21 protein-coding genes are annotated in these 23,971 nt (G+C 62.8%); 10 read left to right on the top strand and 11 right to left on the bottom strand.

All coding sequences use genetic code 11. The features are described from left to right. The first annotated feature begins 59 nt into the window (after positions 1–59). Entirely contained in the window at positions 60–1,280 is a 1,221-nt protein-coding gene (locus CXP40_RS02585; protein ID WP_177429612.1) for a PilT/PilU family type 4a pilus ATPase, read from the top strand. A 3-nt stretch (positions 1,281–1,283) separates the two neighbouring features. On the opposite strand, the gene CXP40_RS02580 is transcribed toward CXP40_RS02585, so the two are convergent. The 9 genes from CXP40_RS02580 to CXP40_RS02540 all read right to left on the bottom strand — a co-directional run bounded on the left by CXP40_RS02580 (position 1,284) and on the right by CXP40_RS02540 (position 11,233). After that, positions 1,284–2,033, bottom strand: coding sequence for an ABC transporter substrate-binding protein (locus CXP40_RS02580; RefSeq protein ID WP_099524486.1), 750 nt, complete (start codon positions 2,031–2,033; stop codon positions 1,284–1,286). Positions 2,034–2,103: 70 nt separating this feature from the next. Beyond that, positions 2,104–3,057, bottom strand: a complete 954-nt coding sequence (locus tag CXP40_RS02575) for a GGDEF domain-containing protein (protein ID WP_106732445.1) — start codon at positions 3,055–3,057, stop codon at positions 2,104–2,106. After that, on the bottom strand, positions 3,044–3,871 hold the full coding sequence (locus tag CXP40_RS02570; RefSeq protein ID WP_106732444.1) for an alpha/beta fold hydrolase: 828 nt from the start codon (positions 3,869–3,871) through the stop codon (positions 3,044–3,046). The genes CXP40_RS02575 and CXP40_RS02570 overlap by 14 nt, the downstream gene beginning before the upstream one ends. A 303-nt stretch (positions 3,872–4,174) precedes the next feature. Further along, positions 4,175–5,074, bottom strand: a complete 900-nt coding sequence (locus CXP40_RS02565; RefSeq protein ID WP_106732443.1) for a hydroxymethylglutaryl-CoA lyase — start codon at positions 5,072–5,074, stop codon at positions 4,175–4,177. A gap of 87 nt (positions 5,075–5,161) precedes the next feature. Continuing rightward, a complete protein-coding gene (locus tag CXP40_RS02560) occupies positions 5,162–7,090 on the bottom strand; it encodes an acetyl/propionyl/methylcrotonyl-CoA carboxylase subunit alpha (RefSeq protein ID WP_106732442.1) in 1,929 nt (642 codons plus the stop codon). Positions 7,091–7,092: 2 nt separating this feature from the next. Further along, on the bottom strand, positions 7,093–7,887 hold the full coding sequence (locus CXP40_RS02555) for a gamma-carboxygeranoyl-CoA hydratase (RefSeq protein ID WP_106732441.1): 795 nt from the start codon (positions 7,885–7,887) through the stop codon (positions 7,093–7,095). Positions 7,888–7,974: 87 nt separating this feature from the next. Continuing rightward, positions 7,975–9,582: a carboxyl transferase domain-containing protein gene (locus tag CXP40_RS02550; protein ID WP_106732440.1), complete on the bottom strand. Its 1,608-nt coding sequence runs from the start codon at positions 9,580–9,582 to the stop codon at positions 7,975–7,977. 71 nt (positions 9,583–9,653) lie between these two features. Then, positions 9,654–10,817: an isovaleryl-CoA dehydrogenase gene (locus CXP40_RS02545; RefSeq protein WP_106732439.1), complete on the bottom strand. Its 1,164-nt coding sequence runs from the start codon at positions 10,815–10,817 to the stop codon at positions 9,654–9,656. Positions 10,818–10,852: 35 nt separating this feature from the next. Then, positions 10,853–11,233 (bottom strand): MerR family DNA-binding transcriptional regulator, encoded by a 381-nt coding sequence (locus tag CXP40_RS02540; RefSeq protein WP_017676704.1) that lies wholly within the window; start codon positions 11,231–11,233, stop codon positions 10,853–10,855. A gap of 87 nt (positions 11,234–11,320) precedes the next feature. Between CXP40_RS02540 and CXP40_RS02535 the strand changes: the two genes are divergently transcribed. The 3 genes from CXP40_RS02535 to CXP40_RS02525 all read left to right on the top strand — a co-directional run bounded on the left by CXP40_RS02535 (position 11,321) and on the right by CXP40_RS02525 (position 14,638). Beyond that, positions 11,321–12,088 (top strand): 3-hydroxyacyl-CoA dehydrogenase, encoded by a 768-nt coding sequence (locus CXP40_RS02535; protein WP_106732438.1) that lies wholly within the window; start codon positions 11,321–11,323, stop codon positions 12,086–12,088. A 133-nt stretch (positions 12,089–12,221) separates the two neighbouring features. Further along, the gene (locus CXP40_RS02530; RefSeq protein WP_106732437.1) at positions 12,222–13,412 is read left to right on the top strand and encodes an acetyl-CoA C-acyltransferase; all 1,191 of its coding nucleotides are present in this window, start codon (positions 12,222–12,224) and stop codon (positions 13,410–13,412) included. 98 nt (positions 13,413–13,510) lie between these two features. Next, positions 13,511–14,638, top strand: a complete 1,128-nt coding sequence (locus CXP40_RS02525) for an acyl-CoA dehydrogenase family protein (RefSeq protein WP_106732436.1) — start codon at positions 13,511–13,513, stop codon at positions 14,636–14,638. Between the two features lie 35 nt (positions 14,639–14,673). Here the strand turns inward: CXP40_RS02525 and blaPRC are convergent, their stop codons facing one another. Both blaPRC and CXP40_RS02515 read right to left on the bottom strand, forming a co-directional pair. Beyond that, entirely contained in the window at positions 14,674–15,813 is a 1,140-nt protein-coding gene (blaPRC, locus tag CXP40_RS02520) for a PRC family class C beta-lactamase (protein WP_106732435.1), read from the bottom strand. 94 nt (positions 15,814–15,907) lie between these two features. Continuing rightward, entirely contained in the window at positions 15,908–17,743 is a 1,836-nt protein-coding gene (locus tag CXP40_RS02515; protein ID WP_106732434.1) for a sigma-54-dependent Fis family transcriptional regulator, read from the bottom strand. A 260-nt stretch (positions 17,744–18,003) separates the two neighbouring features. Here CXP40_RS02515 and CXP40_RS02510 point away from each other — a divergent pair, with 260 nt between their 5' ends. The 6 genes from CXP40_RS02510 to CXP40_RS02485 are packed head-to-tail and all read left to right on the top strand — an operon-like array spanning position 18,004 to position 23,943. Then, entirely contained in the window at positions 18,004–19,098 is a 1,095-nt protein-coding gene (locus CXP40_RS02510; protein WP_106732433.1) for an ABC transporter ATP-binding protein, read from the top strand. Further along, positions 19,098–20,195, top strand: a complete 1,098-nt coding sequence (locus CXP40_RS02505; protein WP_106732432.1) for an ABC transporter ATP-binding protein — start codon at positions 19,098–19,100, stop codon at positions 20,193–20,195. The genes CXP40_RS02510 and CXP40_RS02505 overlap by 1 nt, the downstream gene beginning before the upstream one ends. Then, positions 20,192–21,055, top strand: coding sequence for a carbohydrate ABC transporter permease (locus CXP40_RS02500; RefSeq protein ID WP_013715269.1), 864 nt, complete (start codon positions 20,192–20,194; stop codon positions 21,053–21,055). The genes CXP40_RS02505 and CXP40_RS02500 overlap by 4 nt, the downstream gene beginning before the upstream one ends. 8 nt (positions 21,056–21,063) lie before the next feature. Then, entirely contained in the window at positions 21,064–21,864 is an 801-nt protein-coding gene (locus tag CXP40_RS02495) for a carbohydrate ABC transporter permease (RefSeq protein WP_106732431.1), read from the top strand. Positions 21,865–21,876: 12 nt separating this feature from the next. Then, positions 21,877–22,149, top strand: coding sequence for a DUF2160 domain-containing protein (locus CXP40_RS02490; RefSeq protein ID WP_013715271.1), 273 nt, complete (start codon positions 21,877–21,879; stop codon positions 22,147–22,149). A 51-nt stretch (positions 22,150–22,200) separates the two neighbouring features. Beyond that, positions 22,201–23,943, top strand: a complete 1,743-nt coding sequence (locus tag CXP40_RS02485) for an ABC transporter substrate-binding protein (protein ID WP_074859244.1) — start codon at positions 22,201–22,203, stop codon at positions 23,941–23,943. The last annotated feature ends 28 nt before the right edge of the window (positions 23,944–23,971 follow it).

The following is a 23,971-nucleotide window of genomic DNA, read 5'->3' as shown; positions in this document are numbered from 1 at the left end:
CGCAATGCGGGCGAATCATGGCCTATGGTATTTCAATCGTGCCCACGGAAAACGCCGCCATGGATCTCCACGCAATGCTGAAAATCCTGTCCAGTCAGGATGGCTCCGATCTGTATCTGTCCACCGGTGCGCCGCCTTGCGCCAAGTTCAACGGCGTGCTCAAGGCGCTGAGCCAGGAGCCGATGAAGGCGGGCGATGTGGCGGCCATTGCCGATTCGATCATGGATAGCGCGCAGCGCGAGGAGTTCGAGCGAGAACTGGAGATGAACCTGGCGATTTCCCTGGCAGGCGTCGGGCGTTTTCGCATCAACATCTTCAAGCAACGCAACGAGGTGTCCATCGTCGCGCGCAACATCAAGCTGGATATTCCTCGCTTCGAAGACCTGAAACTGCCCGAAGTGCTGCTCAGTACCGTAATGGAAAAGCGCGGCCTGGTGTTGTTCGTTGGCGGCACCGGCTCGGGCAAGTCGACCTCCCTGGCGGCACTGATCGACTACCGCAACCGCAACAGCGGCGGCCACATCATCACCATCGAAGACCCGGTGGAGTACGTGCACCGGCACAAGAAATCGATCATCAACCAGCGCGAGGTGGGCGTGGACACCCGCAGCTTCCATGCGGCATTGAAGAACACCCTGCGTCAGGCGCCGGACGTGATTCTGATCGGCGAGATCCGCGACCGCGAAACCATGGAGCATGCCCTGGCCTTTGCCGACACCGGGCACCTGGCGATCTCCACGTTGCATGCCAATAACGCCAACCAGGCGCTGGACCGCATCATCAACTTCTTCCCGGAAGATCGCCGCCCGCAGTTGCTCAACGACCTAGGCAACAACCTCAAGGCGTTCGTCTCCCAGCGTCTGGTCAAGACCGTCGATGGCAAGCGCCGCGCCGCAGTGGAGGTGATGCTGGGCACGCCGACGGTGCGTGATCTGATCAAACGCAACGAGTTTTCCGAACTGAAGGAAATCATGGAGAAATCCAAGAACCTCGGCATGCAGACCTTCGACCAGGCGCTGATCGACCTGGTGCACGAAGGCGCAATCGATGAGGAGGAGGCGGTGAAGAATGCCGACTCGGCGAACAACGTTCGTTTGAAGCTCAAACTGCATCGCGAAAACCCTGCCAATGCCAGGCCTGCGCCTGCTGCCGCTGCGCCGGTGGCGGCGCCCGTTGCGCCAGCCAAAGTCACCCCACCAGGCGATTGGGGGCTGGAACTGACGCTCGAGGACATCGAAGAGGAGCAGCCGCCAGAGGACCCGGGGCGGCAGGGAATCTAGGCGCTATGGGTCGGGCTGCAGAGGGAGATAGGCCTGGCGCAAGAGAATGCTGACGCCTTCATGCTCCAGTTGGTTGATGGCGATGCGCAACTGCTCGACCAGTTGTGCATCGCAGTCCCTCGAGCAGGCCAGATACAGACCGGTGCTGGCCAGGGTTGGGCTTTGGCGCAGATTCTGCTCGCGATAAGCCGAGGCTTCCCAGATATACAGCGCCTCCGGTATCCCGGTGAACCAGGCGTCGATACGTCCAAGGCTGAGCAGATGGGCCGGGTTTTCACCCAGCTTTAGTTGCACGATTTGCTCGTTGCTGAAGCCTTCGCGTTGCAGGATGCCTACCTGCGCCGTTCCCATTCCAACACCGATGCGGCGGTAGCGCTGACGCGCCTGAGCGAAGCTGGTGACGGGCTCATCGAGGCTGAAGAAGGCGCGCTCCAACTCCATGATCGGGGCAATCCAGGTATAGATACTCTCGCGTTCGGGTGTGCGCGACAGCGGGATGATCAACATGTCCTTGCCCTTGGCGACCCGTATTTGAGCGCGTGGCCAGGGCTCGGCGACGATATGGGTGAGCTTGCCGATTCTGGCCAGTGCAGTCAGCACCACATCTCCCACCATGCCATGGCCACCCACGTAGTGATGCAGGGTTAGCGGCGGCGCGTCCGGCATGTACAGCTTGATAGGCTCGTTGGCTGATGTTGTTCCGACGATCAGCAAGGCCGCGAGCAGGCGCAAGGGTTTGGGCACGACGAACATCCTGTTGTCACTGTGGCAGAAGTATAGAGGGCATTTCTGACTGGGCATTCCGGCCCGCCCTGTGTCTCAGTTACTCATGCCGAATACTGCGATTTCTTCCCTGTGCTTTCGCGGTATATAGGGCCTTGTCGGCTGCCGCCAGCAGGTTCTCGAGATAATGTTCACATGGTTTGAGGCTGGCGATGCCGATGCTCACCGTGACCGATTCGTTGGCTACCCCAACCGCCTTGATCTGATCATGCACGCGCTCCGCGATGTCGCTGGCTTCATCGAGATCGGCGTTGGGCAGCCATATTGCGAACTCTTCGCCGCCGTAGCGCACCACGCTGTCGCCACTGCGTACGCTGACCAGAAGATGTTGCGCCATGTCCACCAGGACTCGATCTCCCTCGGCGTGGCCGAAGCGATCGTTGATCTGTTTGAAGTGGTCGATATCGATCAATAGGAGGCTGCCCCAGGTAAGCTCGCTGACGCTGCCGATCCACTGCTCGACGTGCACTGACAGCGCTCTACGATTGCTCAGCGCAGTGAGCGGATCGGTATGACTCAGTTGTGCAAGCTGCTCGGCTTCGCTCTGAATTTCAACCGCGTAGTTGGCCAACTGGGCATAGGCGCTCTGCAGCGCCAGGTTGGCCTTGGCCAATTGTGCTGCGCTTTCCTGCGCCTGTTCACGAGCCTTGAGCAGCTCTGCTTCGAAACGTTGGCGATCCTTGGCTACGAAGAACAGCCAGATGACCTCCGGCACACCATCGACTTCGCTGATGCGTGCATTGGCCATGACGGGTATCGCCTGGCCGTTTTCTGATCGCAGTTGCAGGTAAAGCTCACTGAACTCACCGTTGCGCAGCAGCAGGGGCCAGGCGTGTGTTTGCAGGAAGATGCGACTGGACGGCGGAAAGAACTGGTCCATGCCTTTGGCCGCGCCCGCACCTGCCAGGCGCTTGAAATCGCAATTGGAGTGCTTGACTCGGCCGTTGCAGTCAGTGACCAGTACCGGGCCGGGTAGGCGGTCAAGATAGAACACGTGTGCGTGCTCCCTGCAGGTAGCGATGCATGGCGGCGCTCACCAGCTCTGGATGACTCATGTGCGCGCAATGGCCACTGATGTCCAGCGTTTCCAGGGTGCTGTCTGCAAGTGCGTTTTGCAGATAGTCGGCCACTGATGTGGGAACCAGTGCGTCATGCTGGTGGTGCAGGATCAGGCTGGGCGACGGGCACGACTGTAGCGCCGGACGAATATCTGAGAAGAAGGTGGCTTGAGCGAAAGCATGGGCCATTACTGGGTCGGTCGAGCAGAAGCTGTCGGAGAGCTGCCGTGTGACTGCGGGAGTCTCGTCGGCTGATACCAGTGGTGCGAATTGCTGGGCCCAGCCCAGATAGTTATGAGCCATCAGATCCAGCAGCCCCTCCAGGTCACTGCGTTCGAACCCGCCCCGATAATCGGGCGGATCGTTGAGAAAACAGGGAGAAGGGCCGAGAAGAATCAGTCGGGAGAACAGCTCGGGGCGCCTGATGGCGGCGAGAATACCGATGCTGCAACTGATCGAGTGACCAACGAAGGTCAGATCACCCGAGAGTTCCAGCGCGTCGCACACTTCCAGAAGGTCGTCCACGTAACCCTCAAGCTGGGCATAGCGGGCAGGATGGAAGGCGTTGGCATCGGAGCGGCCGCTGCCGACATAGTCAAACAGTACCTGGTGCCAATGCTGGCGGAAGGCTGGCGTGACCTTGCTCCACATCTCCTGATTGCAACCGAAGCCGTGGCCGTAGATGAGCGTCGGGGCATCGGCTGTTTCCGTTTTCAAGCGTTGAACGTTGTTGCGCTGGATGATGTTCATGCCGCCACCTTTCCATTTGCCGAGTCGGCCTTGGCCAGGACTCAGCTGCTGTGAAGACGAAAAAATGGCGCCAGTATAGTGATTTTTCTGACTGGTGGCTTATGGCTACAGCTCGTTTCGCAGCTCTGTCAGGCTGCGATACATCTCTAGCGTTTTTTTGGATTTGCAAGGATATCGGTGTTCTTCACCGGTTGATCGTGGGCGATCTTCGCCCGCATGTTTGGCCGCGTGGTGTTGGCGCATGGCACCCGGCCAATCCCCTCGCAACGGTGGACGAAAAAATCATCATCCACTCTACGGCGCTTATCGGCTCAGGCGTGCCCGCGCTACCCGAGAGCCATTGGCCTTGCCCAGTACCTCGCAGATGCGTTGGCCGGCAGCGATCAGCTTGTCCATGTCCACGCCGGTTTCGATGCTCAGGCCTTGCAGCAGATACAGCACGTCCTCGGTGGCGACGTTGCCGGTAGCGCCCTTGGCATAGGGGCAGCCGCCCAGGCCCGCCACCGAGCTGTCGAACACGCTGATGCCTTCGAGCAGGCTGGCGTAGATATTGGTCAGGGCCTGGCCATAGGTGTCATGGAAGTGCCCGGCGAGCTTGTCGCGCGGGATGTCGCGACCGACCACCTCGAGCATCGAACGCGTCTTGCCGGCGGTGCCGGTGCCGATGGTGTCGCCGAGCGACACTTCATAGCAGCCCATTGCGTAAAGTTCGCGGGCGACGCGGGCGACCTGTTCCGGCGCGATATCGCCATCGTAGGGGCAACCCAGTACGCAGGAAACGTAGCCGCGTACACGCACATTGGCGGCTTTGGCCGCCTCCATCAGCGGTACGAAGCGCTGCAGGCTTTCGGCGATGGAGCAATTGATGTTTTTCTGTGAGAAGGCCTCGCTGGCGGCGGCGAACACAGCCACTTCCTCGACCTTGGCTTCGAGGGCAGCCTCGAAGCCTTTCAGATTGGGCGTCAGGGCGGCGTAGGTAACGCCCAGTTTACGCTGGATGCCGGCGAACAGTTCGGCGGAGCCAGCCATTTGCGGAACCCATTTGGGCGAGACGAAGCTGCCCACTTCCACATAGCTCAGGCCGGCGGCAGTTAGGTCGTCGACCAGACGTACCTTGTCGGCGACGCTGATCGGTTGCTTCTCGTTCTGCAGGCCGTCGCGTGGACCGACTTCCATCAGGCGTACGGATTTGGGCAGGTTCATCGGGTTTCCTCATGTTTGTCGCGATTGGCAGTATGGTGCGCTGTGCGCACCGCTTGCGGCAAAACGGTGGGCTGAAGCGGATCGCCCCTACGGCTCCAGCTCCACCAGCACCGCACCTTCGCTGACCATTTCTCCTTCGCGGCAATACAACGCCTTGACCGTGCCGGCCTCGGGCGCGCGGATGCTGTGTTCCATCTTCATCGCCTCCAGCACCACCAGGGCGGTGCCAGCCTCGACCGCCTGGCCGGGTTCGACCAGCACACGGACGATGCTGCCGTTCATGGGGGCGCTCAAGCCACCATGCTGGGCGTGGCTGGCCTCGGCGGCGGCAATGGGATCGAAGCGTGTGATCGCGTGCAGCTCGCCGTGCCATTGCAGGTAGAGGTTTTCGCTTTTGCGAATGGCGCGCAGACGCTGGCGCGTGCCGTCGATGTCGGCCAGCAGCTCTTCGCCTTGCAAGCACGCCCGATTGCTCGCGCGCACCTTGCGGCTCTCGCCCTGGCAACTCAGGTGCAATTCGATTTCCGCTGCACCGCCGGCACGCCAACCACTGCGGGCGGCCCAGGGTGAATGGCTGTCGTCCGCGCGCTGTACAGGGCTTTCGCTCTGTACCCAGGCGTCGGCCGCCAGTTGCCAGAAGGTTTCCGGCAACTCGCTGGGCGCAGGCAGCAACTGCTGCTGATGACGCGGGATAAAACCGGTATCCAGCTCGCAGGCGGCGAAAGCCGGGTGGGCGAGGATGCGGCGCAGAAACGCCAGGTTGGTCTTCACGCCGCCGACCAGAGTGTCGTCGAGCATGGCGAGCAGGCGCAGGCGTGCCTGTTCGCGGTTCTCGCCCCAGGCGATCAGCTTGCCCAGCATCGGGTCGTAGAAGGGCGAAACGCTGTCGCCCTCGGCCACGCCGCTGTCGATACGCCGGCCATCGCCGCTGGCGGCTTCGCGGTACAGCGCCAGGGTGCCGGTGGCGGGGAGGAAATCGTGATCCGGGTCTTCGGCGTACAGCCGCACCTCTATGGCGTGGCCGTTCAGCGGCACCTGCTGTTGGGTCAGCGGCAGCGGCTCGCCACGGGCGACGCGAATCTGCCAGGCCACCAGGTCGAGTCCGGTGATCGCCTCGGTGACCGGATGCTCGACCTGCAGGCGGGTGTTCATCTCCATAAAGAAGAAGTCGCCGCGCTCATCCAGCAGAAATTCCACGGTACCGGCGCCGACATAGCCGATGGCTTGCGTCGCCTTGACCGCCGCTTCGCCCATGGCGCGTCGCAGCTCGGGGCTCAGGCCCGGTGCCGGCGCTTCTTCCACCACCTTCTGATGGCGGCGCTGGATCGAGCAATCGCGCTCATTCAGGTACAGGCAGGTGCCGTGCTGGTCGGCGAATACCTGGATCTCCACGTGGCGCGGCTTGAGCACGTATTTTTCCACCAGCATGCGCGAGTCGCCGAAGGCGGATTGCGCTTCGCGCTGCGCCGATTCCAGCGTCTCGGCGAGCTGCGTTTCCGATTCGGCGACCTTCATGCCTTTGCCACCGCCGCCAGCGGCAGCCTTGAGCAGCACCGGATAGCCGATGCGCGCGGCGGCTTCGCGGAAGGTGTCGAGATCCTGCTTGTCGCCGTGGTAACCGGGCACCAGCGGCACGCCAGCGGCCTCCATCAGCGATTTGGCCGCCGACTTGCTGCCCATGGCGTCGATGGCCGGCGCGGGCGGGCCGAGAAAGATCAGCCCGGCCTGCTCGATGGCGCGGGCGAAGCCGGCGTTCTCCGAGAGAAAGCCGTAGCCCGGGTGAATAGCTTGCGCGCCGCTGGCCTTGGCGGCCGCGATGATCTTGTCGATCAGCAGGTAGCTTTCACCGGGTTTGGCGCCGCCGAGATTCACCGCCATGTCGGCCTCGCGCACATGCCGTGCATTGGCATCGATGGCGCTGTGTACGGCCACGGTACGGATGCCCATGGTCTTGGCCGTACGCATCACGCGGCAGGCAATTTCGCCACGGTTGGCGACCAGCAGGGTATCGATCATGGTCATTGCTCCTGCCAGGTGGGTTGGCGTTTTTCCAGGAATGCACGCAGGCCTTCCTGGCCCTCGGCGCTGACGCGAAGACGGGCGATGGCGTTCTCGGTGTAGCGGCGCAGGGCAGGGGTCAGTTCACCGCTGCCGACTTCGCGCAGCAGATCCTTGCTGGCGCGCATGGCTTGCGGGCTGTTGTGCAGCAGGTTGGCGACCCAGGCTTCGACCTGAGCATCCAGCTCAGCGGCTGGGAAGCATTCGGCAAGCAGGCCCAGTTCGCGGGCACGTTTGCCATCGAAGCGCTCGGCGGTGAGCGCGTAGCGCTTGGCGGCGCGCTCGCCGATGGCCTGCACGACGAAGGGGCTGATTACTGCCGGAGCCAGGCCGATACGCACCTCGGACAGCGAGAACAGCGCGTCTTCGCTGCCAATGGCCATGTCGCAGCAGCTGGCCAGGCCCACCGCACCGCCGAAGGCCGCGCCCTGGACGACGGCCAGGGTGGGGATCTTCAGTCCGTGCAGGTTGTACATCAGCTCGGCCAGCTCGCGGGCATCACTCAGGTTGGCGTTGTAATCCAGGGTGGCGGCGTGCTGCATCCAGGCCAGGTCGGCGCCGGCGGAGAAGTGCTTGCCGCGGCCACGCAGTAGAAGGAAACGCAGGCTCTTGTCTTCACCGACGGCGTCTAGGGCGAGGATTAGCTCGCGGATCATCTCGGCGTTGAAGGCGTTGTTCTTCTCCGCGCGGTTCAGCCACAAGGTGGCGAAGCCGCGCGGGTCTTTCTCAAGCTGTACGGTGGTGAAGTTGGTCATGGTGTCAGGCTCGAAGGGCTGGGTAGGAGCGGCTTCAACCGCGATCAGCGCGCCAGGATTCGCGGCTGAAGCCGCTCCTACAGGGGATCACATACGGAACACCCCGAAACGGGTTGGCTCGATGGGCGCGTTGAGGCTGGCCGACAGCGCCAGGGCTAGCACCTCGCGGGTCTGCGCCGGGTCGATCACGCCGTCGTCCCACAGCCGGGCGCTGGAATAGAAGGCGTGCGCCTGCTGCTCGTACTGCTCGACAATGGGCTGCTTCAAACGCTGCTCGTCTTCGTCGGAGTAGGGCTGGCCGGCACGCTGTGCCTGCTCGCGCTTGACCTGTACCAGCACGCCAGCGGCCTGCTGCGCGCCCATCACACCAATGCGCGCGTTGGGCCACATCCACAGAAAGCGCGGGTCGTAGGCGCGGCCGCACATGCCGTAGTTACCGGCGCCGAAGCTGCCGCCAATGATCACGGTGAATTTCGGCACCTGGGCGCAGGCCACGGCGGTGACCAGTTTGGCGCCATGCTTGGCGATGCCGCCTTCTTCGTACTTCTTGCCCACCATGAAGCCGGTGATGTTCTGCAAGAACAGCAGCGGGATGCCGCGCTGGCAGGCCAGTTCGACGAAGTGCGCGCCTTTCTGTGCGGCTTCAGCAAACAAGATGCCGTTGTTCGCCAGGATCGCCACCGGGTAGCCATTGATGCGGGCGAAACCGCAGACCAGGGTGGTGCCGAACAGTGCCTTGAATTCATCCAGTTGCGAGTCGTCGACGATACGCGCGATCACCTCGCGTACATCGAAGGGCTGTTTGGCATCGGCCGGGATCACCCCGTACAACTCCTCGGCCGGGTAGCGCGGGGCGATGGGCGCGCGGCTGTCGAGCTGGCCAAGCTTGCGCCAGTTCAAATTGCTGATGCAGCGCCGGGCCAGGGCCAGAGCGTGTTCGTCGTCCTCGGCGTAGTGGTCGGCCACGCCGCTGGTCTTGCAGTGAACATCGGCGCCACCCAGTTCCTCGGCGGTCACCACTTCGCCGGTGGCGGCCTTCACCAGCGGCGGGCCGGCGAGGAAGATGGTGGCCTGTTCGCGCACCATGATGGTCTCGTCACTCATGGCTGGCACGTAGGCACCACCGGCGGTGCAGGAGCCCATGACCACGGCGATCTGCGCAATGCCCAGCGCGCTCATGCTGGCCTGGTTGAAGAAGATGCGACCGAAGTGCTCGCGATCCGGGAAGACCTCGTCCTGGCGTGGCAGGTTGGCGCCGCCGGAGTCCACCAGGTAGATGCACGGCAGGCGGTTTTCGCGGGCGATGGCCTGGGCGCGCAGGTGCTTCTTCACCGTCAGCGGGTAGTAGGAGCCGCCTTTAACGGTGGCGTCGTTGGCCACGATCATGCACTCGACGCCTTCGACGCGGCCGATGCCAGCGATCACTCCAGCGGCCGGTACGTCTTCGCCGTACACCTCATGGGCGGCGAGCTGGCCGATTTCGAGAAAGGGCGAGCCGGCATCGAGCAGGCGGTTGATACGTTCGCGTGGCAGCAGCTTGCCGCGCGAGGTGTGGCGCTCCTGCGCCTTGACGCCGCCGCCTTCATGGATGCGGGCGAGCAGGGCGCGCAGTTCGTCCACCTGGGTGAGCATGGCTGCCTGGTTGGCGGCGAACTCCGGTGAGCGGGTGTTGATCTGGGTATGCAGGATGGGCATGGTCGCTTCCTGTAGGGTGCGCCGTGCGCACCGTGCCGTTGTCTGCGGTGCGCACGGCGCACCCTACGGTGTCATTTGGTCTCGTTGAACAGCTCGCGGCCGATCAGCATGCGGCGGATTTCGCTGGTGCCGGCGCCGATCTCGTAGAGCTTGGCGTCACGTAGCAGGCGGCCGGCCGGGTATTCATTGGTGTAGCCGTTGCCGCCGAGCAGCTGGATGGTGTCCAGGGCCATCTTGGTGGCCATCTCAGCGGTGTAGAGGATCACCGCAGCGGCGTCCTTGCGCGATTCCTCGCCGCGGTCGCAGGCCTTGGCCACGTTATAGAGGTAAGACTTGGAGGCGTTCATGCCGGCGTACATGTCGGCCAGTTTGCCCTGTACCAACTGGAACTCGCCGATGGATTGTTTGAACTGATGGCGCTCGTGCACGTAGGGCAGCACCACGTCCATACAGGCTGTCATGATCCCGGTCGGGCCGCCGGAGAGCACGGTGCGCTCGTAGTCCAGGCCGCTCATCAGCACGCGCACGCCACCGCCCTCGCTGCCGAGGATATTCTCTTCCGGTACTTCGCAGTCCTCGAACACCAGCTCGCAGGTGTTGGAGCCGCGCATGCCCAGCTTGTCCAGCTTCTGATGGCGGGAGAAGCCCTTGAAGTCGCGCTCGACGATAAAGGCGGTCATGCCGCGCGAGCCGGCGTTGATGTCGGTCTTGGCGTAGATCACGTAGGTGTGGGCGTCCGGGCCGTTGGTGATCCACATCTTGTTGCCGTTGAGCACGTAGCGGTCGCCGCGCTTTTCCGCGCGCAGCTTCATCGACACCACGTCGGAGCCGGCGTTGGGCTCGCTCATGGCCAGGGCGCCGATGTGCTCGCCGGAGCACAGTTTGGGCAGGTATTTCTGCTTCTGCGCCTCGCTGCCGTTCTTGTGAATCTGGTTGACGCACAGATTCGAATGCGCGCCGTAGGACAAGCCCACCGAGGCCGAGGCACGGCTGATTTCTTCCATGGCCAGCACATGCGCCAGGTAGCTCATGTCGGTGCCACCGTACTCTTCCTTGACCGTCATGCCGAGCAGGCCCATGTCGCCGAACTTGCGCCACATGTCCATGGGGAATTCGTTGTCACGGTCGATCTGCGCGGCGCGCGGCGCCAGCTCGTTCTGGGCGAACTGGTGCACCGAGTCGCGCAGCATGTCGAGGGTTTCGCCGAGGCCGAAATTGAGGGTGGGGTAGCTCATGGGGTCACCTGCGATTGTTCTTGTAGTGGGGGCGATTACGCGGTCGTTTCGGCCAAGGCAGCGAGACAGCGCTCCTCGGCGGTATCCAGTTCCAGCTGCATCTGCTGGATATCCAGTAACTGTTGTTCAAGCTGCAGACGGCGCTCGGCGATCTTGCCCATGAAGGTCTCCAACTGCTTGCGGCTGCCGGTTTCCGGGTCGTACAGCTCGATCAGCTCGCGGCATTCGGCCAGCGAGAAGCCGATGCGCTTGCCGCGCAAGATGAGTTTCAGCGTCACCTTGTCCTTGGCGCTGTAAACGCGCTCCTGACCGCGCCGCTCCGGGGCGAGCATGCCTTGCTCCTCATAGAAGCGGATGGCGCGTGTGGTGATGTCGAGTTCGCGGGCCAGATCGGAGATGGAGTAGGTAGTTGCCATGGTCATTGCTCGTTTACCTTTACGTTAACGTAAACCTGTGCAAATCTGCCTGTCAATCTCACTCCACAACAATCACAGAGGTTGAGCATGCGTATCGACGAATCCGTATTCCTGATCAGCGGCGGCGCCTCTGGTCTTGGCCTGGCCACCGCCCGCGAACTGGTCGGGCAGGGCGGTAAGGCGGTGCTGCTGGATATCAACGCCGAGGCAGGCCAGCAGGCCCTTGCTGAGCTGGGCGCCAACGCCCGTTTCGTGCGTGCCGATATCACTCGCGAAGAGGATGGCCGCGCTGCAGTGGAGCAGGTTCTTGAGGCTTTCGGGACCCTGCACGGGTTGGTCAATTGCGCCGGCGTGGCGCCAGCCGAGAAGGTACTGGGCCGCAGCGGCGCACATGGCCTGGACAGTTTCCGCCGCACTGTCGAGGTAAACCTGATTGGCAGCTTCAACCTGCTGCGCCTGGCGGCCGAGGCAATGGCGCAGAACGCGCCGAACGTTGAGGGCGAGCGTGGGGTCATCATCAATACCGCCTCGGTGGCGGCGTTCGACGGGCAGATGGGGCAGGCCGCCTATGCCGCCTCCAAGGGTGGCGTCGCGGCACTGACGCTGCCGGCGGCGCGTGATCTGGCGCGCTCCGGCATCCGCGTGATGTGCATTGCGCCGGGTGTGTTCGAGACCCCAATGATGGCCGGTATGCCCCAGGAGGTGCGTGACTCGCTGGCGGCCAATGTGCCGTTCCCGCAGCGCTTGGGGCGGCCCGACGAATACGCCGCACTGGTCCGGCATATCGTCGAGAACACCATGCTCAATGGCGAAGTGATCCGTCTCGATGGCGCGCTGCGCATGGCGGCTAAGTAGCGGGCTCTAGCTTTTGTGGGAGCGGCTTCAGCCGCGAAGTAAATGACGCAGCCTTCGCGGCTGAACCCGCTCTTACCGCCAGAACATGGCCCGGACGCGATCCGGGAATAACGCAGATCAGAAGGTGAAACTCATGAAACAGCAACTCGACCCCGTCGTCATCGTCAGTGCAGTGCGCACGCCCATGGGCGGCTTCCTAGGTGATCTGGCCGGCCTTATGGCGGCCGAACTGGGCGCCGCTGCCATCCGCTCGACCCTGGAGCGTGCCGGGCTCGCGGCTGAGGCAGTGGACACGGTGCTGATTGGCTGCGTGTTGCAGGCTGGCCAGGGCCAGGCACCCGCGCGCCAGGCCGCATTGGGTGCAGGGTTAAGCCAGGCCGCTCAATGCACCACGCTGAACAAGATGTGTGGCTCCGGTATGCAGGCACTGATGCTTGGTCATGACCAGTTGCTCGCCGGCAGCGCCGATGTGCTGGTGGCCGGCGGCATGGAGAGCATGTCCAACGCGCCCTACCTCCTGGCGCGTGCCCGCAGTGGCTATCGCATGGGGCATGGCCAGGTGCTCGACCATATGTTCCTCGACGGTCTGGAGGACGCCTACGAGCGTGGTCGGTTGATGGGCACCTTCGCCGAGGATTGTGCGCAGCAGTATCGCTTCAGTCGTGAGGAGCAGGACGCCTATGCCCTGGAGTCGCTGCGTCGCGCCCAGCAGGCGATAACGGACGGAAGTTTCTCCAGTGAGATCGTCGCCGTGGAGGCGCCGCAGGGGCGTGAACGGCGTCAGGTCAGCACCGATGAGCAGCCGCCCAAGGCTCGCCCGGACAAGATTCCCGGCCTGAAGCCGGCGTTTCGCGAGGGGGGTACGGTGACGGCAGCCAATGCCAGTTCCATTTCCGATGGCGCCGCCGCGCTGCTGTTGATGCGCCTGTCCGAGGCTCAGGAACGCGGACTGAAACCACTGGCGCGCATCGTCGGCCATGCTGGCCACGCCCAGGCGCCGAATCTGTTCACTACCGCCCCGGTGGCGGCGATCCAGCGCTTGTTGGCGCGTATCGAATGGCCACTGGAGACGGTCGATCTGTTCGAAATCAACGAGGCGTTCGCCGTAGTGCCCATGGTGGCCATGCGTGAATTGGGCATCGATCACGCCAAACTCAATGTAAACGGCGGCGCGTGCGCCTTGGGCCATCCCATTGGCGCATCTGGCGCGCGCATCCTGGTGACCCTGTTGGCAGCGTTGCAGCAGCGTGATCTAAAGCGCGGCCTGGCCTCCGTGTGCATTGGCGGCGGTGAGGCCACTGCTGTAGCCATCGAGCTGTACTGAGTATCCACGTACTTAACCTGTGGGAGGGGCTTCAGCCGCGACTGTCGCCGCTAAAGCGCCTCCCACGGAGTGATCGAACCGCATCATCGGAGCCAGCCATGCTGCCAAAAGAAGAAGACATCCTTATCCGTGACATGGCCCGCCAGTTCGCCCAGGAACGGCTGAAACCGTTCGCCGCTGACTGGGACCGCGAGCATCGTTTCCCTGCCGAAGCCATCGCCGAAATGGGCCAGCTGGGTTTTATGGGCATGCTGGTGCCGCAGCAGTGGGGCGGTGCCGAAACCGGTCACCTGGCTTACGCCATGGCCCTGGAGGAGGTGGCAGCTGGCGATGGCGCCTGCTCCACGATCATGAGCGTGCACAACTCGGTAGGCTGCATGCCGATCCTCAAGTACGGCAGCGAGCAGCAGAAACAGCGCTTTCTTCGCCCGCTGGCCGAAGGCAGCATGCTTGGCGCCTTCGCCCTGACCGAGCCGCAGGCCGGCTCAGATGCCAGCGACCTGCGTACCCGCGCGCGGCGCGATGGCGATCACTATGTGCTCAATGGTGCCAAGCAGTTCATCACCTCCGGCAGCCACGCCGGCATGGTGATCGTCTTCGCCGTTACCGACCCGCAGGCGGGTAAGAAAGGCATCAGCGCCTTTATCGTGCCGACCGATGCACCCGGTTTCTCGGTGGTGCGGGTGGAGGACAAGCTCGGCCAGCATGCCTCCGACACCTGCCAGATCCAGTTCGACGAGGTGCGCATTCCGGCCGATCTGCGCCTCGGCGAGGAGGGCGAGGGTTATCGCATCGCCCTGGCCAACCTCGAGGGTGGGCGCATCGGCATTGCCGCGCAATCGGTGGGCATGGCACGCGCTGCGTTCGAAGCAGCGCGTGATTACGCCCACGAGCGGGTGACCTTCGGCAAACCGATCATCGAGCATCAGGCGGTGGCGTTTCGCCTCGCTGATATGGCCACGCAGATCGCCGTCGCACGGCAGATGGTGCATCACGCTGCCAGCCTGCGCGAGGCCGGCCAACCCTGTCTGACCGAGGCGTCGATGGCCAAGCTGTTCGCTTCGGAGATGGCCGAGCGGGTGTGCTCGGCGGCGATCCAGACCCTGGGTGGCTACGGCTACCTCAAGGACTTCCCGGTCGAGCGCATCTACCGTGACGTGCGCGTGTGCCAGATCTACGAGGGCACCAGCGACGTGCAGCGGATGGTGATCGCGCGCAGTTTCTAAGCTCAAGGTGCGTACCCAACACACCTGTGCCCTGTCTAGGGCTCGATGCTTTCGAGCAACTGCAGTGCCAGGCGCACGCGCTCGGCATTCGGGTAGTTGCGGTTGGCGAGTATCACCAGGCCGGTATCACGCGCCGGAAGCAGCAGGATGTGGGCGCCGAAGCCATTGGTCGAGCCGGTCTTGTTCAGCAGCAGGTCGCCTTCGGCTGGCCTGGGCACACTGAAACGCGCCACGGTCTGCGGTTGCAGCGCCATTTCCGCTGAGTTGCCGGCCTGCAGTTTCTTCAGACTGATGGGGTATGCGTAGCGCTCCCAGCCCAGGGCCTGAGTCATGTCGCCGACCTGGTAGTAGCCGCGATGGGTTGAGCTGATCGCCTGGCGCAGTGGTGCGGGTAATTGATCCGGGTGCAGGTTGGCGTCGATGAATCGCAGCATATCGGTGGCGCTGGATTTCAGCCCGTAGGCTTCGGCATCCAGCGCGCCTGGAGTCACGCGCACCGCCTTGTCGTCGCGGTAGCCCCAGGCGTAGCGCTTCATCTGGACGGTCGGTATCTGTACGTAGCTTTCCTGCATGCCCAGCTGTGGTAGCAGATCTTTTTCCATCAACTGCTGAAACGGCTCGGCCATGCTGGCGGCGGCCAGGTGGCCGAACAGGCCAATGCTGGGATTGGAGTACAGCCGTTGCGTACCCGGCGGATACACCGCCTGCCAATTACGGTAGTAATCGAGCATCTGCTGTTCGTTGCTGACAGCGTCCGGGAATTGCAGCGGTAGGCCGCCAGCGGTGTAAGTCGCCAGATCCAGCAAGCTGATGTTATCGAAGGCACTGCCTTGCAGCTCTGGTAGGTACTGGCTGGCGTTGTCGCTGAGGTTCAGCGTGCCGCGGGCTTCGGCGTAGGCGCCGAGGGTGGCGGTGAAGAGTTTGCTGATCGAGCCCAGCTCGAACAGGGTGTGGCGATCCACCGCCTGGCCGCTTTCACGGGATGCCACTCCGTACTCGAAGAAATGCGACTGCCCCTTGTGGCTGATGGCGATGGCCATGCCGGGAATGGCATAGGTCTGCATCATCGACTTCGCAGCGGCGTCCACCTGTGTTTCCAATGAAGGCGATGCCGGCGCCTGGCTGGCGGCCAGCAGAGTCAGCGCGGCGAACAGGGGGCGATACAGGTGGCGCATGTTGAGTTCCTTTCGTGGCTGGCCGATGCCGGCCCGTTCGGGGTTCGGGCAGGGTGGCAAATGTATGGCTTGGGCCGATTCTTCGAGCAAAGGTTCAGGGCCGCACGCCCTGTTCGCGCAGGCGCTTGTACAGGGTATTGCGGCTCAGGCCAAGGTGGCGGGCCAGGTAGGAGATATTGCCGCCGCATGCCTGGTACTGGCTGGCCAGGTCGCCATCATCCTGCTCGAGATGCGCGGGCAGGGGCGCCTCTGTTGGCAGATCGAGGAAGAAGTCATCTGGCAGGTGTTCGGCGCGGATAGGCTGGTCGTCGGCCATGGCCAGCGCCACGCGCAACACGCTACTGAGCTGGCGCAGGTTGCCCGGCCAGGGGTGATGCTGGAACAGCTCCAGCACTTCGCGGCTGATACCTGCATGTTGGTCAGGTTCGCGATGCTGCTCCCAGAGTTTCTGGAACAGTGCCTGCTTGTCACTGCGCTCACGCAGTGGCGGCAGTTCCAGATTCAGGCCGCTGATGCGGTAGTACAGATCGGCGCGGAACTGGCCGTTGTCGACGTCCTGGCGCAGTGGACGGTTGGTGGCAGACACCAGACGTACATCCACCGGATGTAGCTCGCTGCTGCCCAATGGCTGTACGCAGCGCTCCTGCAACACGCGCAGCAGCCGCGCCTGCACACGCAGCGGCATATCACCGATCTCATCGAGAAACAGGGTGCCCTTGTGCGCCTTGCGGATCAGGCCGATATGACCCTTCTGGCTAGCGCCGGTAAAGGCACCTTTCTCGTAGCCGAACAGTTCCGACTCCACCAGCTCCGCTGGAATGGCCGCGCAGTTGACTGCGATGAAGGGCTGGTCGGCGCGTGAGCTGGCGCGATGTAGCGCCCTGACGAAAACCTCCTTGCCGGCACCGGTTTCGCCCTGCACCAGGATCGGGATGTCCTTTTCCAGCAGGCGCTCGGCCTGGCGGATTGCCTTTTCCATGCGTGCGTCACCCATGCTCAGTGCGTGCAGATGAGGCTCTTGTGGCGTGCTCTGCGCAACCTGCGGGCGGAAGTCACGAGGCTGAATGGGGGCCGGTCGGGTAGGGCGTCGTACCCGTGCGTGAAAGCGAAAGTGGCCGCTGGTGCGCAGGCTGAACGGCTGGCCGTCCGGCTGGTTGAGCAACTGCTGTAGAGGCACGTCGAACAGTTGCTCGACGGCGCCGTAGGTCAAAGGTTGGCCCAGCAGATTGTCAGCGCGGCGGTTGGCCGACACCACGTGGCCCTGTTCATCGAACACCACCAGGCCGGCCCACGGGCTGTCGAGGTTGTCGAGGCTGGTATTGAAGCTGAGCAGGTGGTACTGGTCGGCGAAAAGCTTGAGGATCAGGCGGTTCTCCACCGACTGGCTCATCATCTTGACCATGCCCAGGGTATGCGCCGGCGGCAGGTAGCTGTCGCTGGACACGTCGAGCACGGCGATCATGCGCCGCTGTTCGTCGAAGATCGGCGAGGCCGAGCCGGTCATGAAACGGTTGGCCTTGAGGAAGTGTTCATCGTGCTGGATATGCACGGCCTGGCCGCAACTGAGCGCGGTGCCGATGGCGTTGGTGCCGGTGTAGCGCTCCAGCCAGCTGGCGCCGGCGACGAAGCCGGCGGCCTGGCGCGGTTCGATAAAGCGCTGGTCGCCCCAGGATTGCAGCAGTCGGCCCTGGTCGTCGGCGAGCATGATCAGGCAGTTGGAGTTGGCAAGGATGGTGCCGTAGTAGGGCAGCACTTCCTGATGAGTGGTCTGCACCAGGGCCTGGCGGCTTTCCAGCAGCGCCGAAAGATCGCCTGGCGCCGGCGGGTCGAAGCGAGGCGCGCTCTGGTGAGTCAGACCGTAGTCACGGCAGCGCGACCAGGACTCCTGGATGATGGCGTCGTGAGCCGGTGCGCGGGCAGCTTCTGTCATGGTGCGATCTCTTCTTGTTGGTTCGCGATCTGCGCCGCGATCGATTCAGTGTCGTTCAAGCCTGTTCAAAGTCAACGAACGAATTGTTCAGTTGTTCACATTCGACTGTTCAAAAGTGTTCAGTGGGAAACCATTGCTGCACCGTTCTTTGGCGGTTTTTTCGATCCTGATCAACAGGATGCGTTGTTTTTTGTGGAGCTGGCACGCTTGTCGCTACCGATGTTCGTAATCGAATGGCACTACAAGAAAAAGGACAGGCCATGTCGCTCAAGCTCGAACACGTCACCCGTATCGTCGACGGCCAGGTTCATATCGACGATGCCAGCCTCAGTTTCGAACCCGGCTCCTTCAACGTTCTGCTCGGCCGTACGCTGGCCGGCAAGACCAGCCTGATGCGCCTGATGGCCGGGCTGGATCGGCCCAATAGCGGCCGCGTGCTGATGAACGGCGCCGATGTCACCGGCGTGCCGGTGCGCCAGCGCAACGTGTCGATGGTCTATCAGCAGTTCATCAACTACCCGACCCTGTCGGTGTTCGAGAACATCGCCTCGCCACTGCGTCAGGCCGGTGTGGCCAAGGAGCAGATCGTCGAGAAGGTCGAGGCCACCGCGCGCATGTTGCGCATCGAGAAACTGCTGTCGCGTTATCCGCTGGAGCTGTCCGGCGGCCAGCAGCAGCGCACGGCCATGGCCCGGGCGCTGGTCAAGGATGCCTCGCTGATCCTGTTCGACGAACCGCTGGTCAATCTCGACTACAAGCTACGCGAAGAGCTGCGCCAGGAAATGCGCGAGCTGTTCCAGGCGCGCCATACCATCGCGATCTACGCCACCACCGAACCCAACGAGGCGCTGGCCCTGGGTGGCACCACCACCATCCTGCATGAGGGGCGGGTGGTGCAGAGTGGCAAGACCGCCGAGGTCTACCACCGTCCGCGGCAGGTGCTGGCTGCCGAGCTGTTCTCGGAGCCGGCGATCAACCTGATGCCGGGGCGTATCAGCGGCTCCGAGGTGAGCTTCGCCGACTGCGTGCATTTTCCGCTCAATCCCGATCTGCGCGGCATCGCCGAGGGCGAGTACCGTTTTGGCGTACGCCCCAGCCATATCGGCCTGGTGCCGTCCAACGACGATGACCTGGAGCTGGCGGTAACCGTTGAGCTGGCCGAGATCAGCGGCTCGGAAACCTTCCTGCATGTGCGCAACGAGCAATTCGTGCTGGTGCTGCACCTGCCTGGGGTGCACGAGTACGCGGTGGACACGCCGATCCTCATCTACATCCCGACCCACAAGTTGTTCGTCTTCGCTGCCGATGGGCAGTTGGTGCAGGCGCCCAGTCGTCGTCAGGGGAGGGCCGCCTGATGGCCGAGATTCGCTTGCACAACCTTGCGCACAGTTACAGCGGTACGCCGAAAACGCCGGAAGATTATGCGATCCGCGAAATGAACCATATCTGGCAGCAGGGCGGCGCATACGCGCTGCTGGGGCCGTCAGGCTGCGGCAAGTCGACGTTGCTCAACATCATCTCCGGCCTGCTCAGCCCGTCGCAGGGCGAGGTGCAGTTCGACGGCAAGGCGGTCAACAGGCTGTCGCCGCAAGAACGCAACATCGCTCAGGTTTTCCAGTTCCCGGTGGTCTACGACACCATGACGGTGTTCGACAACCTGGCCTTCCCACTGCGCAACCAGGGTATGGATGAAGCCCGGGTGATGAGCAAAGTGCATGAAATCGCCGAGGTGCTGGAGTTGCATCCGCTGCTGCACAAGAAGGCGCGCAACCTTACCGCCGACGAGAAGCAGAAGGTGTCGATGGGCCGTGGCCTGGTGCGCGACGACGTGTCGGCGATTCTCTTCGACGAGCCGCTGACGGTGATCGACCCGCACCTGAAGTGGAAGCTGCGGCGCAAGCTCAAGCAGATCCATGAGCAGTTCAACATCACCATGGTTTACGTTACCCACGATCAGCTGGAGGCCTCCACCTTCGCCGACAAGATCGCAGTGATGTACGGCGGGCAGATCGTCCAGTTCGGAACGCCTCGCGAGTTGTTCGAGCGCCCCGGCCATACCTTCGTCGGCTATTTCATCGGCAGCCCAGGCATGAACCTGATCGACGTGCAGCGCTGCTCGGGCGGGGTGCGCTTCGCTGATACGGTGCTGCCGCTTTCCGAGGCGCTCAACCAGCGCCTGGCCGAACTGGATGGCAAGCGTCTGCAGGTGGGCATTCGTCCCGAGTTCGTGCACGTCTGGGATGGCGCCTATGAAGACGCGCTGTGTGGCCGGGTGCTGCATGTCGAGGATCTCGGCACCTACAAGATCCTCACTTTCGACCTCGATGGCCAGGTGCTCAAGGCGCGCCTGCAGGAGGATCAGCCTGTGCCCCACGAGCAGGTCTACCTGAGCTTTCCGGCGCAGTGGCTGATGCTCTACGCCGACGACTACCTGGTGGAGGTGGCGCCATGAAGGTGCAGAACAACAAGGCCTGGTGGCTGGTGCTGCCGGTATTTCTGCTGGTGGCGTTCAGCGCCATCGTACCGATGATGACCGTGGTCAACTACTCGGTGCAGGACATCTTCGACCCGGCCACGCGCTACTTCGTCGGCGTCGACTGGTACCGCCAGGTGCTGCAGGATCCGCGCCTGCATGACTCGTTGCTGCGCCAGTTCATCTTCTCCGCCTGCGTGCTGTTGATCGAGATTCCGCTAGGGATCGCTATCGCTCTGTGCATGCCGACTCGCGGGCGCTGGGCCTCACTGTGCCTGATCCTGATGGCCATTCCGCTGCTGATTCCATGGAACGTGGTCGGCACCATCTGGCAGATCTTCGGCCGCGCCGACATCGGCCTGATGGGCTGGGCGCTGAACAGTCTGGGGATCAGCTACAACTATGCGGCCAACACCATGGATGCCTGGGTGACCGTGCTGATCATGGACGTCTGGCACTGGACCTCGCTGGTGGCGCTGCTGTGCTACTCCGGGCTGCGCGCCATTCCCGATGTCTATTACCAGGCGGCGCGCATCGACCGGGCGTCGAACTGGGCGGTGTTCCGCCATATCCAGTTGCCCAAGCTGAAAAGCGTGCTGTTGATCGCGGTGATGCTGCGCTTCATGGACAGCTTCATGATCTACACCGAGCCCTTCGTGCTCACCGGCGGTGGGCCGGGCAACGCCACCACCTTCCTCAGCCAGACCCTGACGCAAATGGCTGTCGGCCAGTTCGACCTGGGCCCGGCGGCGGCGTTCTCGCTGGTGTACTTCCTGATCATCCTGCTGGTGTCCTGGCTGTTCTATACCGCCATGACCCACGACGACAAAACCCGCTGAGGCCGACCATGACGCTGCGCAAACGCCTGGTACTGCTGATCTACTTTCTGTTCCTGCTGGTGCCGATCTACTGGCTGCTGAACATGTCGTTCAAGAGCAATACCGAAATTCTCGGTGGGCTCAGCCTGTGGCCGCAGAATTTCACTCTGGACAACTACCGGGTGATCTTCACCGACCGCAGTTGGTACGAGGGCTACCTCAACTCGCTGTATTACGTCAGCCTCAACACCCTGATCTCGCTCAGCGTGGCGCTGCCGGCGGCCTATGCCTTCTCGCGCTATCGCTTTCTCGGCGACAAGCACCTGTTCTTCTGGCTGTTGACCAACCGCATGGCGCCGCCAGCGGTATTCCTGCTGCCGTTCTTCCAGCTGTACTCGTCCATCGGCCTGTTCGACACCCATATCGCCGTGGCATTGGCGCACTGCCTGTTCAACGTGCCGCTGGCGGTGTGGATCCTCGAAGGCTTCATGTCCGGCGTGCCCAAGGAAATCGACGAGACGGCCTACATCGACGGTTACAGCTTCCCGAAATTCTTCGTGAAGATCTTCATCCCGCTGATCCGCTCCGGTATCGGTGTCACCGCCTTCTTCTGCTTCATGTTCTCCTGGGTCGAGTTGCTGCTGGCGCGCACCCTGACCTCGGTGGACGCCAAGCCCATCGCGGCGGTGATGACCCGTACCGTGTCCGCCTCGGGTATCGACTGGGGCGTGCTCGCCGCTGCCGGAGTGCTGACCATCATCCCGGGGATGCTGGTGATCTGGTTCGTTCGCAACCATGTGGCCAAGGGCTTCGCCCTCGGTCGCGTGTAAGGGAGGTTCATCATGAGCTGGATGGCCTGGACTCTGCCGACCGCGCTGTTCTTCGGTTGCATCGCCGTGCTGCTGGCCGGCATGACGCTGGTCGAGCTGCGCTGGCCGTGCGTCGAGCGCAAGGGTTTTCTGCCGATCACCACCACCCGTGGTGATCGGTTGTTCATCGGTCTGCTCGGCAGCGCCTACCTGCACCTGCTGGTAATCGGCGTGACCGACTGGAGCGTGTGGATAGCGTCGCTGCTATCACTGTTGTGGTTGTGCGCAGTCATGCGCTGGGGCTGAGCCGGGCTGCCGCCGGTATGCCTCTCCCCATATCCTGAGATGGAGGTCTCTATGTTCGACAATAACAACAAGACCCGACATAGCTTGGCGTTGGCCGCCTTGCTGGCGTTGTCCGGTTTGAGCGGTGCAGCCTGGGCGGATGCCTATGAAGAGGCCGCGAAGAAATGGATAGCAGATGAGTTCAATCCCTCGACACTGACGCCGGAGCAACAGCTCGAAGAGCTGAAATGGTTCATCAAGGCTGCCGAGCCGTTTCGTGGCATGAACATCAATGTCGCTTCGGAAACCCTAACCACTCACGAGTATGAGTCCAAGGTGCTGGCCAAGGCGTTCAGCGAAATCACCGGCATCAAGCTCAAGCATGACCTGATGCAGGAAGGCGATGTAGTCGAGAAACTGCAGACGCAAATGCAGTCCGGCAAGAACATCTATGACGGCTGGGTCAATGACTCGGATCTGATCGGCACCCACTTCCGCTACGGCAAGGCGGTCTCGATCACCGACATGATGGCCAATGAAGGTAAGGATTTTACCTCGCCGACTCTCGATCTTGACGACTTCATCGGCCTGTCCTTCACCACCGGGCCGGACGGCAAGGTTTATCAGTTACCTGATCAGCAGTTCGCCAACCTCTACTGGTTCCGCGCCGACTGGTTCGAGCGCCCGGAGCTGAAGGCCAAGTTCAAGGAAATCTACGGCTACGAGCTGGGCGTGCCGGTGAACTGGTCAGCCTACGAGGACATCGCCGAGTTCTTCTCCAAGCACGTCAAGGAGATCGATGGTAAACGCGTCTATGGCCACATGGACTACGGCAAGAAAGACCCGTCGCTTGGCTGGCGTTTCACCGACGCCTGGTTCTCCATGGCTGGCGGTGGCGACAAGGGTCTGCCCAACGGTCTGCCGGTGGACGAGTGGGGCATTCGCGTCGACGGCTGCCGCCCAGTAGGTTCCAGTGTCGCCCGTGGCGGCGACACCAACGGGCCGGCGGCGGTGTTCGCCACGCAGAAGTACGTCGACTGGATGCGCCAGTACGCGCCGCCGGAAGCGCAGGGCATGACCTTCTCCGAATCCGGCCCGGTGCCGGCGCAGGGCGCCATCGCTCAGCAGATCTTCTGGTACACCGCCTTTACCGCCGATATGACCAAGCCGGGCCTACCGGTGGTCAACGACGATGGCACGCCGAAATGGCGTATGGCGCCGTCGCCCAAGGGGCCGTATTGGGAGGAGGGCATGAAGCTCGGTTATCAGGACACCGGCTCCTGGACCTTCCTCAACTCCACGCCGGAGAAGCAGCGCCTGGCCGCCTGGCTCTATGCGCAGTTCGTCACCTCCAAAACCGTCTCGCTGAAAAAGACCCTGGTCGGCCTGACGCCGATTCGTGAGTCGGACATCAACTCGCAGGCGATGACGGACGTTGCGCCCAAGCTGGGTGGCTTGGTGGAGTTCTACCGCAGTCCGGCACGTGTGCAATGGACGCCGACCGGCACCAATGTGCCGGACTATCCGCGTCTGGCTCAGCTCTGGTGGCAGTTCATCGCCGAGGCCGCCAGCGGTGACAAAACGCCGCAACAGGCGCTCGATGGCCTGGCGGCTGCGCAAGACACCATGCTCGGTCGTCTGGAGCGCTCCGGTGTGCTGGGCGAGTGCGGGCCGAAGCTGAACGAGCCGCGTGATCCGCAGTACTGGTTCGACCAGCCGGGTGCACCGAAGCCCAAGCTGGCCAACGAGAAGCCCAAAGGCGAAACCATCGCCTACGACGAGTTGCTCAAGTCCTGGGAGCAGGCGCGCAACTGATCCAAGTGGCAGAAACGACAACGGCACC

The sequence above is a fragment of the Pseudomonas sp. YY-1 genome (assembly GCF_002843095.1).
In the GTDB taxonomy this organism is placed as follows: domain Bacteria; phylum Pseudomonadota; class Gammaproteobacteria; order Pseudomonadales; family Pseudomonadaceae; genus Aquipseudomonas; species Aquipseudomonas sediminis_A.
This window is presented reverse-complemented; position numbering and strand designations above follow the sequence as displayed.

What these genes read in the sequence shown, in the direction of transcription:
- CXP40_RS02555 (WP_106732441.1), bottom strand. Translation starts at nt 7,887, where the DNA reads ATGACCAACTTCACCACCGTACAGCTTGAGAAAGACCCGCGCGGCTTC.
- CXP40_RS02535 (WP_106732438.1), top strand. Translation starts at nt 11,321, where the DNA reads ATGCGTATCGACGAATCCGTATTCCTGATCAGCGGCGGCGCCTCTGGT.
- CXP40_RS02550 (WP_106732440.1), bottom strand. Translation starts at nt 9,582, where the DNA reads ATGCCCATCCTGCATACCCAGATCAACACCCGCTCACCGGAGTTCGCC.
- blaPRC (WP_106732435.1), bottom strand. Translation starts at nt 15,813, where the DNA reads ATGCGCCACCTGTATCGCCCCCTGTTCGCCGCGCTGACTCTGCTGGCC.
- CXP40_RS02490 (WP_013715271.1), top strand. Translation starts at nt 21,877, where the DNA reads ATGAGCTGGATGGCCTGGACTCTGCCGACCGCGCTGTTCTTCGGTTGC.
- CXP40_RS02530 (WP_106732437.1), top strand. Translation starts at nt 12,222, where the DNA reads ATGAAACAGCAACTCGACCCCGTCGTCATCGTCAGTGCAGTGCGCACG.
- CXP40_RS02580 (WP_099524486.1), bottom strand. Translation starts at nt 2,033, where the DNA reads ATGTTCGTCGTGCCCAAACCCTTGCGCCTGCTCGCGGCCTTGCTGATC.
- CXP40_RS02525 (WP_106732436.1), top strand. Translation starts at nt 13,511, where the DNA reads ATGCTGCCAAAAGAAGAAGACATCCTTATCCGTGACATGGCCCGCCAG.
- CXP40_RS02500 (WP_013715269.1), top strand. Translation starts at nt 20,192, where the DNA reads ATGAAGGTGCAGAACAACAAGGCCTGGTGGCTGGTGCTGCCGGTATTT.
- CXP40_RS02565 (WP_106732443.1), bottom strand. Translation starts at nt 5,074, where the DNA reads ATGAACCTGCCCAAATCCGTACGCCTGATGGAAGTCGGTCCACGCGAC.
- CXP40_RS02495 (WP_106732431.1), top strand. Translation starts at nt 21,064, where the DNA reads ATGACGCTGCGCAAACGCCTGGTACTGCTGATCTACTTTCTGTTCCTG.
- CXP40_RS02570 (WP_106732444.1), bottom strand. Translation starts at nt 3,871, where the DNA reads ATGAACATCATCCAGCGCAACAACGTTCAACGCTTGAAAACGGAAACA.
- CXP40_RS02505 (WP_106732432.1), top strand. Translation starts at nt 19,098, where the DNA reads ATGGCCGAGATTCGCTTGCACAACCTTGCGCACAGTTACAGCGGTACG.
- CXP40_RS02510 (WP_106732433.1), top strand. Translation starts at nt 18,004, where the DNA reads ATGTCGCTCAAGCTCGAACACGTCACCCGTATCGTCGACGGCCAGGTT.
- CXP40_RS02540 (WP_017676704.1), bottom strand. Translation starts at nt 11,233, where the DNA reads ATGGCAACTACCTACTCCATCTCCGATCTGGCCCGCGAACTCGACATC.
- CXP40_RS02485 (WP_074859244.1), top strand. Translation starts at nt 22,201, where the DNA reads ATGTTCGACAATAACAACAAGACCCGACATAGCTTGGCGTTGGCCGCC.
- CXP40_RS02545 (WP_106732439.1), bottom strand. Translation starts at nt 10,817, where the DNA reads ATGAGCTACCCCACCCTCAATTTCGGCCTCGGCGAAACCCTCGACATG.
- CXP40_RS02585 (WP_177429612.1), top strand. Translation starts at nt 60, where the DNA reads ATGGATCTCCACGCAATGCTGAAAATCCTGTCCAGTCAGGATGGCTCC.
- CXP40_RS02515 (WP_106732434.1), bottom strand. Translation starts at nt 17,743, where the DNA reads ATGACAGAAGCTGCCCGCGCACCGGCTCACGACGCCATCATCCAGGAG.
- CXP40_RS02560 (WP_106732442.1), bottom strand. Translation starts at nt 7,090, where the DNA reads ATGATCGATACCCTGCTGGTCGCCAACCGTGGCGAAATTGCCTGCCGC.